The following is a 13,882-nucleotide window of genomic DNA, read 5'->3' as shown; positions in this document are numbered from 1 at the left end:
CGGCAGGGTGCGCCTTTTTCCCATATGGCTATACAGGAGTACTGCGCCTGTCTGGAGTTTATGTAACTCCAGGTGGATGAACATTGCAACTTTTTGGAAAAGAGGAACGAAATGGATTGATCGATGGGAAATGAAGTCGTGATCCGCGACTACGCCCGTTCTGCGTCTGTATGACATGCGAGATCGGGCGCAGGGATGAACGGCAGGGTGCGCCTTTTTCCCATATGGCTATACAGGAGTACTGCGTCTACCTGGAGTCTGCTGGGTCTCCAGGGAGTTTAACGCTAAATTTTGTCAGCAAAATGATTGAGAGGAAGGTGATTTTTAGGAAACGAAAAGTAGTTGAGAAAGATGCTTGGATAGATAGATAGATAGATAACAAATGGCAAGGACGCCAAAAAATTGATCAAGGAGGATTACGAAAATGGCACTACGAGTATATACCAATAACTTCTCAGTCTCCGCACAGAGACATTTGGGAAACAACAACGATAACCTGAAGGTTTCTCTTGAGAGACTCTCTTCCGGTATGCGCATCAACCGCGCGTCAGACGACGCCGCCGGCCTTGCGATATCCGAAGGGATGAGGGGCGATATTCGCTCCATGAAACAGGCTATAAGGAACGCCAACGACGGTATCGGTATGATAAACACGGCTGAAGGCGCCCTCGGCGAACAGGCTTCGATGCTTATAAGAATGAGGGAGCTTGCTTCACAGGCCGCAACCGGTACGATCGGCTCCGCGGAAAGGATCACGATCAACCGTGAGTTCCAGGCGCTGAAAGACGAAATTGACCGCACCGCGGCAGTCACCGAGTTCAACGGCCAGAAACTGCTCGACGGTTCGATGAGCACGGCTGGTTCAATATCTGTTGTTATTCAGATAGGTATTGCGGCAACGAACAACGACAGGATCAGCTTCAATAACTCCATCGACCTTACCGCTATCACCAGCACAGGTCTGGCCATCCAGAATCTCAGCGTTACCGGCGTTTCGGACGCTCTTTCATCGCTGGCAGGGATCGACTCCGCCATCGCGAAAGTTACCGACGGACGAGGCCGCCTCGGCGCACTGCAGAACAGGCTTATGCACACACTGCAGAGCCTCGCGGTTTACACCGAGAACCTGACAAATGCCGAATCACAGGTAAGGGACGCCGATTATGCGGCTGAGATCTCGGAATTTACCAAGAACCAGATCCTTTCGCAGGCTTCTACGGCGATATTGGCGCAGGCCAACCTCGTACCGCAGACAGTGCTGCAGCTCCTTGGATAAAATTGAACAGGTAATATCGCATAACTAAGAGGATTGAGAAATGGAAATAAAAGCTGTGACATCCGCCGTCGTGCCGAATAATGGCACGTCGAATCTGGACGCCAGCTCCAGGCCTCAAGTCCCCGGAGATAACCTTTCAGCAAGCGAGCAGGAACGGGTTCAATCAGGTTCTAACGGCCAAACTGATAAAACCGTGTCACACGAACTTAATGCGCGGATCAGGGACAACTTCAATGTCCTTAAGGAACGCGCAAGGTACTCCGTGGACCGGGCCAGCGGGAAGCTGGTTATCGAGTCTGTCGCCGAGAACAGGGAAAAAGTTCCCTCAATGGCTGACGTCAGAACCGATACGAGTATCCGCCAGTTGACCGAGAAAACAGGCCAAAAACGGCTCGGATTTCTCTGCAACGTTAACGGATAAGTCCAACTTGTGGGCGGGTCAAATGACCCGCCCACAATATTTTGCCATATGTGCAAAATATTCAACAAGATAGCTACGCCCGATTTTCAAAGATTTTTCTATCTTCCCCCTAATGAAAAAGTCAGAATTCCCCGATAAGTTAATTGAACTTAAAAGGAGTTTGAGGATTTATATATGGCTATTTCAGTAGGCGGTCTTGCCTCAGGGCTTGACACGACGAGTATTATTACCAAATTGATGGAGCTCGAAAAGCGCCCCGTCGAAATGGTAAAACAGAAACAGACCAAGGTTAAGGACCAGATGGCGGCCTGGCAGGAGATCAACACCAAGTTGCTCGCGCTTGAGACCGCCGCTGGAAGGATAAACAAGGCTTCCGAGTTCAAGGGGGTCAAAGGCGCTTTTGAGAACAACAACACATCTCAAAAATCGGACGTCGTAACCGTAACTCCAAATACCAACATCTCATCAGGTTCTTACAGCTTTACAGTAAATCAGCTTGCCAAGGCGCAAAAGATAGTGTCGGACAACACATTTTCAAGTCTTGATGCAAATACTGGTTTGAAGACCATGTCCATCACCACTGCAAACGGAACCACAGAATTTACTGAATCAACATTATCCGGCCTGGCTAGCGCTATCAACGCTGACACTTCTCTCGGCCTGACTGCCACAACGATTAATACAGGGGGGAGCTCCAATCCCGCTTACAGGCTTCTTCTTTCGTCCAATGTAGCTGGGGCGGACGCCGCTTTTTCCGTTTCAGCGGAATACTATCCAAACTGGTCCGGGTTTGACAATCAGACGATGAACTTCACGGAAACCCAAAGCGCTCAAGATGCAGTCGTAGAGCTTGATGGAATGACCATTACCAGAAAAGAGAACTCTTTTGATGACCTGATAGACGGCGTCAAATTCGATCTTTTAAGCACCGGCTCCGGCACCATTACTTTTGAAAGCAATCCGGACGACCTAGTTGCCAACGTAAAAGGCTTCGTAAACGCCTACAACGATTTCATGGACAAAACCAAGGAACATGATTATTACGACGTAACAACCAGGGAATCAGGCATTCTCTTTGGAAACAGCACCCTGAAGAATATTCAGTACCGTCTAAGGACGATTTTTTCGAGCACTGTAGGGACAGCAAACGCAGGTTCAGGATGGTACAGTTCTCTGCCGCAGATAGGGATAAAAAGCGATTCCCAGAACAAGATAGCGGTTGACGAAGCGACACTCAGGGTTGCAATACAGAAGAACATACTGAGCGTGACAAACCTGTTTGTATCGTCCGGCTCCGGAAGTTTTTCATTCAGCGACGCAAGCGGAGCGACGGTTTCCGGCAGGTATGACACTCAGGTGAGGCCAAATCCCGTATCCGGTGTAAATGAAATACTGATGCGCAGGCAGGGCCAGAGCGAATGGATAACTTTGAAAAATTCGGGGAACTTCTGGGAAGGGCCGAAAGGTTCTGACCTTGAGGGCCTGTTGATAAGGGCACCGATGTCGACCTTAAGGTCTGGCCAGACGGGATCGTTTACGCCGGTTGTCGGTATTGCCGAACAGGTGAAATTCCAGACCAGTTATCTTACCGAATTTTCAACAGAGGGCGCCGTTTTCAATCAGCGGCGGCACCTGGAACAGCTTCATAAAGGATTTGGCGACGACATAAAATCGATGGAGGACAGGATAGCTCTCAAGGAGAAAAACCTTACCGAAAAATACGTAAAACTTGAAGTGCTGATGTCCCGGCTCAAAGGGCAGAGCGAATATCTTACAAATCAGCTCGCCAACCTGCCGGGATTGAGGAAATAACAATGAGGGAGATTAAATGAGCTACAGGCATCTGCAAACGTACAAGGTAAACGAAGTAAGTACCGCCGGAAAAATGAAACTGGTATTGATGATGTACGATGGGGCGATACGCTTCCTGAATGAATGCAAAAAGAAAATGCGGGAAAATGATATCGCCGGCAGGGGACTTTACCTCTCAAAAGCCCAGAAAATAGTCGGAGAACTTCAGGAATCCCTAAACCGCCAAAAAGGTGGGGAAGTTGCCAGCAGTCTCGAAAAAGCATATCACCTTATCACCATCAAGCTTACACAGGCGAATATAAACGGGGATATTGCAATGGTGGATCAATCAATATCCCTGCTGAACGACATCAGGGAAGCGTGGCTGAAAATATCATCGGATCCTAAACTTAATTTGAAGGATAAAAACAATGCCTCATCCCGGGTAGCGATAAACCTTTAAAGGAAAGACTCAACTCCTTTTATTTCCTTTTAATGCCATATAAGCTACCCGGTACTTTTTGCCGAAGGGAGCGGCGCCTGAAAAAGGGCGCCTCTCCCGAGGCAGATCAATCCCTGATATCCGCGATTTTCCGTTATTGAAAAACCGTTTCGAACTGGACAAATTTCTTCCTAAAAGTGTTATAATTCCCACATAAACCGATATTCTCTATACAAGATATTTTGCTGTTGTGACTGCCATTACTATAGAAATTCTTGCCAGTACTGGTTTAGAATGCTGCGGGGGGAGAATTGGTTTAATCCGGCAATGAATCAGTGCCGGGCAGAACAAATAATTAAGGAAGCTATATGGATAAAAAGGTAATAACTGACCATATTCACGTCATGCCCCGACTTGAATGGGATGATAAATATTCGCTTGGCATCGATAAATTTGACAGCCAGCACAAGGAACTGTTCGAATACATAAATGAGCTTCGGGACATCATGATGGGGAACAGATCCGAAGATATGATAGAACACACTTTTAAATCCATTCTAAACTTCACGATGACACATTTTCTCGAGGAGGAAATATTCCTTTTCAAGAACGAATACCCCGAATATGAGCATCACAAGCAGGAACACGATAATTTCATGAACGAGGTGAAAGGCCTGTATGTCCAGTCCAAAGCCGACAAGTCCAACAGCAAGATCATTAGCGCTGAAATTACCGGCGTACTTACCGAATGGATACAGGTACACATCGTGAAAACCGACAAGGACTATGTCGAATATTTCCGCTCAAAAAATATTGAATTTCCATAAACCCGGTAGTATCCTGTCCCCTTTGATTGCGTGTGAGATTGGCGTTATATGGGGAAACCGCTTATGAAAGTTCAGCAGATGCCCAAGCTTGTCTGGGATGATTCATACTCTACCAAGATCAAGCTGTTCGACGAACAGCACGAAGTCATTTTCACTTATATCAACGATCTTCGCGACGCGATGATGGGTAAAAAAAGCGAAGAAATAGTCAATCGCACGCTTATGGGCCTCCTTGAATATTCAGTCACCCACTTCATTGACGAGGAGATCATTCTGCTGAAAAATGATTATCCGGACTTTCAAAACCACCAATCGAGCCATGAAAAATTTACTGAAGAGGTACGAAGACTGTTTGTGGAATATAAGGCCGGAAAGGCCAACAGCAGGATAATGGCGGCGGAAATTACCGCTGTGGTAACCGAATGGCTGCAAGTTCATATCCTCAAAGAGGACATGGAATATGCCGAATTCCTGAAGGCAAAAGGGATAAAGTAGAAATTCCCCTACCAGTTATAGATATACGCCATTCCACCGTTTGAGGAATTTGCCTGGGCTATATCCGAATCTCCGGTTAAATAGATATAGCCAAAAAATACGCCAATACTGCTCCCCCCCTGACTGAATTTCCAATAGGCGCCCCCCTCCAGATTTAACCCAGCCAAAGAGCCGGAATAGTCGCTCTTGTCAATGGTTAGGCTTACGTCAGCGGCGGACAAATCTCCAGAAAGTGTAAAATAAAAACGCTGGAACTCCCAGTATCTCCTCACACCCAGACTGTACTGGGTAAACGAGTAGTCCCCATACAGATAATCGGGGACTAAATTTTCCATATTTGTTCCGAGATTCTTTAAATAATCCTTCTCATCGTAAAATGAAACGACGTCACCGCCGCTGTCGGCCTTTAAATATCTTGCGTGTATGTTAACCGGCATTTCCATGATATTAATATCAAAGCCGACGCCATAACCGGCAGGGGCATTCACGACGGAGTACCAGCCGACATCCCTTATCTTCACTTCCGAAGGGGCATTCAAAAGAACCAGTTCAAAATTCCTGCTTTTCCTTTCAGCGGGCGGTCCCAGATGAAATATTTTTTTAAAAGTTTTCGAAATGTTTTCCGCATGTTCAACCATGTCCGGCTTTGAATTTTCCAGATTTACGAGTCCGTCGTCAATCATCCTCTTTAGCCTGCCGACAATTTCAAACTCGTCACACCCCTTGCACGGCTCGCTTCGGGCAAACACCACCCTGTTTCGCGCGACGTTGTTCAGATAGACAATCAGGATGTAACCGCTATCCTTCCTTACAACAGTTGCCGTTGCTACCAACTCCGCACCGAACGATTCGGTAAGTTTTACAAGTTCGGCATGTAGGGTCCTGTCGAGCTCAATGAGGCACTCCTCGGTTTCGCAGTCAAGCCCCTCGCGAAACTCCTTCGCGAAGATCTCCCTGATCCTGTTGTCGACTTCGCTTCCGCTCAGCACCTCGTATCTGGATTGAAGGCTTTCGACCATCGCCGCCCTGAACACACTGCTCTCGTCGGCGGAAATATTGCTTCCTCTTACCGGCATTACTACAACGCGATCCTTCGCCAGCGGCGAGAATCCGTTCATCGCGTCTGCTTGGGTGATATGGAGTTGAACCAGGAATACAGTTAACAGAATAATATGCCCCGATTTCATGTACTCCCCCCTAATAATTCCCATCGAAATAGTATACACGACGGAAAACATACTCTTAATACCTCACGGTTGAATCCTATGCATATGCTTGGAGATGATCCCCGCTTGCGGTTTGGGCCGAATGCTGAAAGGTGTGTTGATTCTATCTCGGCAGACTTGTAGGATTTTCAAGGCGGTCAAGCTCTTCGATCCTCTTTCTCGCCGCGGTGTTCCCCTTCGTGGCCGATATAGAGAACCACCTTCTCGCCTCCTGCAGGTTTTTGTCTACGCCGGAACCGAGCCGGTACATCTCGCCTATCACGAATTGCGCTCCGTCGTTCCCCTGTTCAGCAGATTTTACGAACCAGTCGAGCGCCTTTTCGAACTCTTTCTCCTGGTAGTAGAGGAGGCCGAGGTTCAGCTGGGCGCTTGAATACCCCTGCTCAGCCGATTTCCTGTACCAGGCAAATGCCTCGGCGCTGTTCTTCATTACGCCTATACCGTTTGCGTACATCGCTCCGAGTGAATACTGAGAAACCATATCCCCTTTTGAGGCCGATTTCAGATAAAGGTCTACCGCCTTCTTGAGGTCTTTTTTCCCCCCAAGGCCGAGCCTGTATACCGTCGCAAGCTCCCTTTGCGCCTTCACATGCCCCCTATCGGCCGCCTTCTGGAGCAGAGGGACCGCTTTGTCATACTCTTTTTTATTGTAAAGTTCCATCGCTTCCTTGTAGATATCGGTGCCATCGTCGGCGGCGTACGATATCGGCGCGATCAGCAGAGAGGCGCAAAAAATAGCTGTAAATATCTTTTTGAAAAACATCGCTTTTTACAATCTCCTTTTCTGGCTTATTTTATAACATCATGCCGGGAGGCCAAAGCGACAATATCACTCTCTCGCCGGAAATGTAAAAACGGATATGGTATAAAGGCATATTCGGTCATCACTTGAACTGGAGGTTACCATGAAATACAGGCTTCTTGGGAAGAGCGGTCTTCGCGTGTCTGAAATATGCCTTGGCGCAATGACCTTCGGGAAAGAGTGGGCCTTCGGCACCGACAAGGAAGAGAGCAGGGGGGTATTCGATACGTTCACGAAAGCGGGTGGGAATTTCATCGACACCGCAAACAAATACCACGAAGGGACCAGCGAAAAGTGGCTGGCAGAATTCATCTCATCCGACAGGGAACGGCTGGTGCTCGCTACAAAATACACTCTCATTATGAGGCCGGGAGATATCAACTCGGGGGGGAACCATCGAAAGAATATGGTGGAATCGGTAAACGCCAGCCTCAAAAGGCTGAAGACCGATTACATTGACCTTTACTGGCTCCATATGTGGGATTACACCACCCCTATTGAAGAGGTAATGCGCGGCTTGGACGACCTTGTCCGCGCCGGGAAAATTCATTACATTGGTGCTTCTGATACCCCCGCGTGGATCGTCTCCCGCGCTAACATGCTTGCAGAGCTTCGCGGATGGACGCCGTTCACCGCCCTTCAGCTAAAATACAATCTGATGGAGAGAACAATCGAAAGAGAACTTCTTCCGATGGCAAAGGAACTCGACATAGCCGTTACTGCCTGGGGGCCGATGAACTACGGCCTACTTTCCGGCAAGTACAGCGTAAAGGATGGAAAACTCGTTTCGACCGACGGTAGCAAAAGATATACGGAAGACCAGGCATCCATAATGGATGAAAGAAGGTTGAAGATACTTGGAACGCTCCAAGTGGTCGCGAAGGAATCGGGTCGTTCAATGGCGCAGGTAGCCCTCAACTGGGTGAAAAGTAAAGGGGCGATCCCTATCGTCGGGGCGAAAACGGATAAACAGATGAGAGAGAACCTGGAGGCGTTCGACTTTACTCTCGATGACACGCATATGGAGAAACTCGAAACCGCGAGCAGGATCGAGCTCGGTTTCCCTCATGACTTCCTGAAAACTTCAGGGGTGATGTCCCGCATTTTCGGCGACAATGTGAATAATCTGGAGACGCACCGCTAAATTCATTCGGCCGTTCCGGTTTCGTCTGGTGCATTTATCGGGGCAATCATAAAAGGTATACGGTATTCGTCCTCGCCCGATCTGTACTGGCGATAGAAGAAAAAATATGTTTTCAGAAAATCCTGTGGATTGCGGATCACCAGCGTAACCTCCATAGGGTTGTTCGACATTATGGTGTACAGCTTTTCCGAAAATACCAGTTCCATCTCAGCGTGGGAAGATTCGATGACGCAGTTTTCCGTTCTTATCCTCCCTCCGTCGAGAACCATGGTGCAGTTTGCCTCGCTGAAGGAAAGCTCCTTCATCTTTTTTTCCTTCAATCCGCCATCACTGCTGAACAGCGATTCGTCAAGCGAGATATCAAATATCCTGAACATGAATTTTCCGGATGACCTTTCCCAGTCAGCTTTGGAAAGCTGGAACGTCCCGTCTCCGCTCAGCTTTCCGTCGACAGGGAGCGGTACGCCTTCGGTATCACTGAAAAGCGATGCGATCGGATAGTTGTATACCCTGAGATTCATGGAGGGATGGACAAGCTGAAACCGTGCATGATCAAACTCCACACCGAAGTCGGCGGACACAAAACCCTCGCCAGCCTTTGAATTTATCCTGATAGCGGGCGCGCCCCGGAGGATCGAATTTATCAGTAGATGCGCCTCAATATCACCCAGTTTCAGCTCGCCATCGACAGTGAAAATTCTTGTGTCGTTGAGGTAGAGCGTTGTCGGGTATTCGAATTCAAGTGATCCTATTCTCAGATCCAGCCCGATCTCTTCCATGGAGAGAGTTTCAATCTTATCCTTTACCATATCCGCGTCTATGGCCCTGTAGGCGTATAGAGCGGCGATTGCAAAAAGAGATACCGCGAGGAGAAACAGTGTCACCGCTACCTTTAAGAGAAACGATGTTTTTTCGGCTCTCTCCCCGGATTCCTCGTGCGTCAGATTTTCAGGGGCTGACATTACATCACAAGACCCGGGCTGGCGAACGTCCCTTTCATCGGGATGTGATATGAGCCGTCAGGCTTCCTCAATTTTTCATTCATGGAAAGAAGCGGTTCCAGAAATCCGGTAGGCTTTTTAACTATTACCGTCCCGCTCAGCGGCGTTCTGTTCACTACCGGCGACAGTATGGTGTTGAGATTCAACTCAGCAAATCCTAGCGGCGTTTCGATCTCGCAATTTTTCGTGGCGAGTTTTCTCTCCTTTAATGAAACGTCGCAGACCGCTTTGTGAGGGGACATCTTCTTCATAAGCCCCTCGCCGTAAATCCCCTCGCTGATCTTTATGTCACGGAGGTCTATATTCAAATTCGCCTCCGCGCTGTTCAGGTCTTTAAGCAATCTTGCTCCGCCTTTGGCGTTTATAGATACCTTTGCGGGGAACTCCTTCCCCGACGCCCTGACAACTATTTCATGTATCGGAAAATTTTTCGAATCGATGGAAAGAACGAACTTCTTGTCGCCGAAAAGTTTTTTTCCGGCGTCGAAAATGAGGCTCCCGTTTTTTTCATATGCCACCACGCGGAGTTGCGGTGTTCCCGTGAAAAGGGTGGAAAAGAGGATCCTCCCCCTTATATCGCTTAACTTAAGCTCCAGCCCTTCACTCTCCTTGATCACCGAAAGATCCCGTAGACGGATACCGGGGGGGAACGAAAAACCGAGCTTCCCGATGGAAACCGAGATCCCTGTTTTACTCTTCACCTTGTATTCGAGATAGTTTTTAAAGCTGTTCGTATCGAACCCCAGGATCACGAAGATCATGAGCGACACAAAAAAGAGAGCCGCATATCCAACAGTCTTCCTCCCCCCCCCTTTCAGGGCGGGTTCGACGGTTTTTTTGAGCCACGAAAGACCCTCCGAGATTTTCACCGCAATCACGCCGATTATCGGATAGCGCTCTGCCATCGATTCCGCGAATTGCACCACCGGGGAGAACGTACCCGCAACGACCTCGCGCGCAGAGGCGTATATCTCTCTGACTCTCTCCAAAAGCGCCGTGAATTTTTCCTTCATCGCCTAAAATACCTTCACAATGGTGAGATTCGCGTCCAGTCGCTCCTCGTTTTCAAAAGAGGTAGAGATTACCCCTTTCTGTACGCTGATCCCGGCAGGGGAGATCTGTATATCCTTTAGAAACTCGACCAGCGGCGTAAGTGAAACGGATGAAAAACTCACCAGTATCTCCTCTTCCCTGTTCTTTCCGCCGGCAAGCTTCGGCGTCATCTTTGAAATGTTTTCCCCGATCCCCGCCTTCCTCGCGCTTTTTTCCACAATCACGCTTAAAGGTTCATTTGATCTCTGGTTTCGAAGCCCCTGCGGACTGCTCATTAGAAGAGACTGGTATTTTTCCGCCAGCGCGATTATTTCCGTGAGATTTTTCCGCGACTTCTCAAGCTTGCCGTCAAGATCGCTCGACCGGCTTATCAGCGGGATTATTACCAGACCGATAAAGAGCGCGAGCGCGACCCCGCCCGATATCGCATAAATGGTCCTTTTGTCATAGTTCGAAAACGGGTTCACTTTTTCATCCTTATCTTGAAAGCTGTATTTTTCTTGTCCGGTGAAGGTTTCGTTTCATTCACTTCAACGGTTTTGTACGAACCTATCCCCTCAATGGCCTCGCGCAGTTTGTTTATCTCCTCAATATTGTCGGCCTCTCCGGAGAGCATAACTCCCCGTTCATCCAGCGAAACTTCCCGAACCTTGTATGTCGACGTCGAGGGCACCTTCTCGGAAAGTTTAGTCAAAAGCCAGAGGAGGTCGCTACGCTCGGATGCTACAAGTCCTGTAGCCTTGAGTCTCGTCTCCAGCTCGTTAACCTTTTCCTTTAGCTGGAATGCCGGCTTTACGGACTTTACACCGGGCAGTGCGGTCTTGAATACCTTGTCTATCTGCGCTTTAGTGGCGGCAAGCTCTCTGCTCTTTTCCCCGTTGCTGTGAATCATGAACATGATCCACATTATCAGGAAGAGAGCCGCGCCGACTGCGTGTATCCCGAAACCGGATAGATATTTTTTATAAAATCCGCTGTCCTTTGAAAAGTTGATCCCCTCGCGCGGTGAAAGAGCCCCTCTCGCGGCAAGACCGAGCGGCACCATCATCCTCTCCGGAGAGATGGTAGATTTCAGCTTTTCCCTCAGCTCCCTTTTCCATTCGTCGCCGTTACTGGAAAAACTTGTAAACGACGAATCGGCCCCTTCGCCGCCGATGAATTTCCTTTCGGGCTCCACCCCTGTTGTCGCGAGGAACCTGCGGAACTCCATCACGTCCCGCTCCGACGACTGAATATCCATATACCCATTCTCGCCGAGGAAGCACATGAGGGCGCCGTTTCTATCCACGTTTGCAATGAACGCGTTCTCCTTTACCCCCAAGAGCGCGGTTCCGAAATTGCCGAGCGCGATAACGTCCGGCATCATTACCCGCGCAAGAATTCCCGCCTTTCGGAGCGCCGTGCGGTACTGTTCGATATCCTTTTTCATCACCGCCGAGGCGAGAAGCTTCGTCTTCTCGCCGGAGGAAAATATCGTCTGGGAAAATTCCATATCCTGCGACGAGTACGGAAGTACCGTCTCGAGTTCGAATTTAAGCGCCTGTATGACAGCCTTTCTCTTCTTGAATGGGAAGGTGAGATGGCGGAACGAAAAATCCTCAGCCGGAAGACCAACCACCCACGACGCGGAGAACTGATCGAACCTCCGGGCGATCTCTTTTATAGCGTCGGCCAAACTCTCCTCGCCTGAATAGTCAGATGAGACATACTCCAATAGCGTGAAAGAGTCGCCGGCTATTTTCAGGGCGACGGCATCTACCCTGTATTTCTTTATATGAAGACCTATGTAGTTCGGCATTTACATTATCCTGAAATATTTTAATGTGGCGCTTTTTGCGTTTCGATTGGTGAACACCGCTTCCGCGTCGTGCATCACTTCACCGACCGTCGTGGTAGCGGTGACCGAAAAGGTTTTACTGTTCACCTTTATCAGCGGACTGAACCTGACCCAGAGATCCTGATCGGCAAAATCGGGGATGAGCGTTTTAATTATTGGCGTATTATCAAACGGTTGTTCCATTCTCGCGAGTATCAACTGCTCGACCATCTGTTCGCTGATCCCTTCATCAAGCGCATGTATAAGCTCTTTTTTAGCGGTGTTGATATTTATCGTTGCGTTGCTTCCCCAGTCGGAGTAGATGGTCACGAACGGCCTTAGCCTGTAGTACACCTCCGGCGTTATCCCTGCTATCCGCTTCAGCTCCTCCAATGAATCGAGCTTCCCATTCTTGCATTTATATGGTGGGGTGAGAGACTGGTAGTAGCCATACTCGTATAATCCCTCTTCATTTATGTCTATCCAGTCAATAACCGCTGACGCAATATCCTTGTCGAGCTCAAGTTTTTCCAGAAGCCTTACAAAAATGGCGACCAGTTCCTGCTTTGGTTCGTCTGACGTGGGGACAAGCTGGTTGAGATCAAGCTTTCCCGATTCGTCCTTTATTGTCACAAATACGAATGTATTGTAAAAAGGGACCGGAATAGAGGGCACGGCCCAGTTTTCCACCAGGGAATCTATCTTGTCGCTCTGTTTGAAATCCTGCACAAGTATCTCCTTTGCCGCCTCTACCCCTCCGCGCACCGCCATGATAGCCCGCTGGTCGTCTCGGAAATCGGCCGCCATCGAGTAATCGACCCATGTGGCGAATATGAACTCCGTTACAGTCACGGTGAGGATCACCACAACAAGGAGAGTGATGACAAGGGCCATTCCCTTCTGGTTATTAAGCTCCTTCATAATCCTGCAACTTCACAACTGTGCTGTAAAAGAAATCCCTCTTGCCGTCGGCAAGGGTAAGCTCCACCGAAACAGCTTTCGGCAGTTTCCCTTTCTGCTGGCCGTTATTTTCCGAATCCCAATGTTCGAGCCAGAGCTTCCTGTCGCTCTTTCCCAGGTACCTTATCTTCAGCTCTTTTATGCTGTTTGAGATCTGAAACGAGACACCACCCATGTCTATTCTCTCCTCCACGACGTCCGACTCCCGCCTCATCAGCACCATTATGTTCTCACCCTGTTCGTTGACGTCGGGTAGAAAATAGTAGCCTATCTCAGATATGTCTATCTGCGGACGCGCCATGTAATAAAGACGCGTATGCGACGTGAAGTGCATCTCGTCCATCGATTTTCCGTTGTACATCTGCGCCTTCCCTATGAACCCGCCCGATTTGCTTTGAGGAAGCGTCGTGGCGGAAACGAGGTCGGCGGTAATCCTTTTTATGATGAATCTCCCAACATGGTCTACATCCATCGTTTTTTCCGCTGACTGGCTTGCGGAGATGCTGGTCGTGAGTACGTTCAGAATGAATGTGAATATCAGGCTGAAAATGGTTATGGAGATCAGTATCTCTATCAGGGTGAAACCTTTCTCCCCTTTCCACTGCGCGCGTAGTGATCTATTTTCCAT

General features: G+C 48.8%; 15 protein-coding genes. 7 read left to right on the top strand and 8 right to left on the bottom strand.

Features of this window, described 5'->3' with window-relative positions; genetic code table 11:
* Positions 1 to 424 precede the first annotated feature (424 nt).
* From OEY64_11660 to OEY64_11635, 6 genes are all read left to right on the top strand, one after another.
* Positions 425 to 1,276 (top strand): flagellin, encoded by an 852-nt coding sequence (locus tag OEY64_11660; GenBank protein ID MDH5543608.1) that lies wholly within the window; start codon positions 425 to 427, stop codon positions 1,274 to 1,276.
* Positions 1,277 to 1,316: 40 nt separating this feature from the next.
* A complete protein-coding gene (locus OEY64_11655) occupies positions 1,317 to 1,697 on the top strand; it encodes a hypothetical protein (GenBank protein ID MDH5543607.1) in 381 nt (126 codons plus the stop codon).
* 174 nt (positions 1,698 to 1,871) lie between these two features.
* Positions 1,872 to 3,509: a flagellar filament capping protein FliD gene (gene fliD, locus OEY64_11650; GenBank protein MDH5543606.1), complete on the top strand. Its 1,638-nt coding sequence runs from the start codon at positions 1,872 to 1,874 to the stop codon at positions 3,507 to 3,509.
* Positions 3,510 to 3,525: 16 nt separating this feature from the next.
* Positions 3,526 to 3,951, top strand: a complete 426-nt coding sequence (gene fliS / locus OEY64_11645) for a flagellar export chaperone FliS (GenBank protein ID MDH5543605.1) — start codon at positions 3,526 to 3,528, stop codon at positions 3,949 to 3,951.
* A gap of 347 nt (positions 3,952 to 4,298) precedes the next feature.
* Positions 4,299 to 4,757 (top strand): bacteriohemerythrin, encoded by a 459-nt coding sequence (locus OEY64_11640; GenBank protein MDH5543604.1) that lies wholly within the window; start codon positions 4,299 to 4,301, stop codon positions 4,755 to 4,757.
* Positions 4,758 to 4,805: 48 nt separating this feature from the next.
* Entirely contained in the window at positions 4,806 to 5,252 is a 447-nt protein-coding gene (locus tag OEY64_11635) for a bacteriohemerythrin (protein ID MDH5543603.1), read from the top strand.
* An 8-nt stretch (positions 5,253 to 5,260) separates the two neighbouring features.
* On the opposite strand, the gene OEY64_11630 is transcribed toward OEY64_11635, so the two are convergent.
* Both OEY64_11630 and OEY64_11625 read right to left on the bottom strand, forming a co-directional pair.
* A complete protein-coding gene (locus OEY64_11630) occupies positions 5,261 to 6,490 on the bottom strand; it encodes a hypothetical protein (GenBank protein ID MDH5543602.1) in 1,230 nt (409 codons plus the stop codon).
* A 91-nt stretch (positions 6,491 to 6,581) separates the two neighbouring features.
* On the bottom strand, positions 6,582 to 7,241 hold the full coding sequence (locus OEY64_11625; GenBank protein ID MDH5543601.1) for a sel1 repeat family protein: 660 nt from the start codon (positions 7,239 to 7,241) through the stop codon (positions 6,582 to 6,584).
* A 142-nt stretch (positions 7,242 to 7,383) separates the two neighbouring features.
* Here OEY64_11625 and OEY64_11620 point away from each other — a divergent pair, with 142 nt between their 5' ends.
* Complete coding sequence (locus OEY64_11620) at positions 7,384 to 8,424, top strand: aldo/keto reductase (protein ID MDH5543600.1); 1,041 nt, start codon at positions 7,384 to 7,386, stop codon at positions 8,422 to 8,424.
* Positions 8,425 to 8,426: 2 nt separating this feature from the next.
* On the opposite strand, the gene OEY64_11615 is transcribed toward OEY64_11620, so the two are convergent.
* From OEY64_11615 to OEY64_11590, 6 genes are read right to left on the bottom strand one after another with little or no spacing between them, the layout of a single operon-like run.
* Complete coding sequence (locus OEY64_11615) at positions 8,427 to 9,386, bottom strand: hypothetical protein (protein ID MDH5543599.1); 960 nt, start codon at positions 9,384 to 9,386, stop codon at positions 8,427 to 8,429.
* Positions 9,386 to 10,438, bottom strand: coding sequence for a type II secretion system protein GspN (gene gspN / locus OEY64_11610; GenBank protein MDH5543598.1), 1,053 nt, complete (start codon positions 10,436 to 10,438; stop codon positions 9,386 to 9,388). The genes OEY64_11615 and gspN overlap by 1 nt, the downstream gene beginning before the upstream one ends.
* Before the next feature lie 3 nt (positions 10,439 to 10,441).
* The gene (gene gspM, locus OEY64_11605) at positions 10,442 to 10,945 is read right to left on the bottom strand and encodes a type II secretion system protein GspM (GenBank protein MDH5543597.1); all 504 of its coding nucleotides are present in this window, start codon (positions 10,943 to 10,945) and stop codon (positions 10,442 to 10,444) included.
* Positions 10,942 to 12,276 carry a type II secretion system protein GspL gene (locus OEY64_11600; GenBank protein ID MDH5543596.1) on the bottom strand — a complete coding sequence of 445 codons (1,335 nt, stop codon included), beginning with the start codon at positions 12,274 to 12,276 and terminating at the stop codon, positions 10,942 to 10,944. The genes gspM and OEY64_11600 overlap by 4 nt, the downstream gene beginning before the upstream one ends.
* Positions 12,277 to 13,215, bottom strand: a complete 939-nt coding sequence (gspK, locus tag OEY64_11595; GenBank protein MDH5543595.1) for a type II secretion system minor pseudopilin GspK — start codon at positions 13,213 to 13,215, stop codon at positions 12,277 to 12,279.
* Positions 13,202 to 13,882 (bottom strand): prepilin-type N-terminal cleavage/methylation domain-containing protein, encoded by a 681-nt coding sequence (locus tag OEY64_11590; protein MDH5543594.1) that lies wholly within the window; start codon positions 13,880 to 13,882, stop codon positions 13,202 to 13,204. Before OEY64_11590 ends, gspK begins: the two co-directional genes overlap by 14 nt.

The sequence above is a fragment of the Nitrospinota bacterium genome (genome assembly GCA_029881495.1).
In the GTDB taxonomy this organism is placed as follows: Bacteria; Nitrospinota_A; UBA7883; order JACRGQ01; family JACRGQ01; genus JAOUMJ01.
Note: the sequence above shows the minus strand (reverse complement) of the source record. Positions and strands in the feature narration are given on the sequence as shown.

Excerpts from the sequence above, each read along its gene's own strand:
- OEY64_11660 (MDH5543608.1), top strand. The coding sequence starts at position 425 with ATGGCACTACGAGTATATACCAATAACTTCTCAGTCTCCGCACAGAGA.
- OEY64_11615 (MDH5543599.1), bottom strand. The coding sequence starts at position 9,386 with ATGTCAGCCCCTGAAAATCTGACGCACGAGGAATCCGGGGAGAGAGCC.
- gspK (MDH5543595.1), bottom strand. The coding sequence starts at position 13,215 with ATGAAGGAGCTTAATAACCAGAAGGGAATGGCCCTTGTCATCACTCTC.
- gspN (MDH5543598.1), bottom strand. The coding sequence starts at position 10,438 with ATGAAGGAAAAATTCACGGCGCTTTTGGAGAGAGTCAGAGAGATATAC.
- OEY64_11600 (MDH5543596.1), bottom strand. The coding sequence starts at position 12,276 with ATGCCGAACTACATAGGTCTTCATATAAAGAAATACAGGGTAGATGCC.
- OEY64_11625 (MDH5543601.1), bottom strand. The coding sequence starts at position 7,241 with ATGTTTTTCAAAAAGATATTTACAGCTATTTTTTGCGCCTCTCTGCTG.
- OEY64_11635 (MDH5543603.1), top strand. The coding sequence starts at position 4,806 with ATGGGGAAACCGCTTATGAAAGTTCAGCAGATGCCCAAGCTTGTCTGG.
- fliD (MDH5543606.1), top strand. The coding sequence starts at position 1,872 with ATGGCTATTTCAGTAGGCGGTCTTGCCTCAGGGCTTGACACGACGAGT.
- OEY64_11630 (MDH5543602.1), bottom strand. The coding sequence starts at position 6,490 with ATGTTTTCCGTCGTGTATACTATTTCGATGGGAATTATTAGGGGGGAG.
- OEY64_11640 (MDH5543604.1), top strand. The coding sequence starts at position 4,299 with ATGGATAAAAAGGTAATAACTGACCATATTCACGTCATGCCCCGACTT.
- fliS (MDH5543605.1), top strand. The coding sequence starts at position 3,526 with ATGAGCTACAGGCATCTGCAAACGTACAAGGTAAACGAAGTAAGTACC.
- OEY64_11620 (MDH5543600.1), top strand. The coding sequence starts at position 7,384 with ATGAAATACAGGCTTCTTGGGAAGAGCGGTCTTCGCGTGTCTGAAATA.
- OEY64_11655 (MDH5543607.1), top strand. The coding sequence starts at position 1,317 with ATGGAAATAAAAGCTGTGACATCCGCCGTCGTGCCGAATAATGGCACG.
- OEY64_11590 (MDH5543594.1), bottom strand. The coding sequence starts at position 13,882 with ATGGAAAATAGATCACTACGCGCGCAGTGGAAAGGGGAGAAAGGTTTC.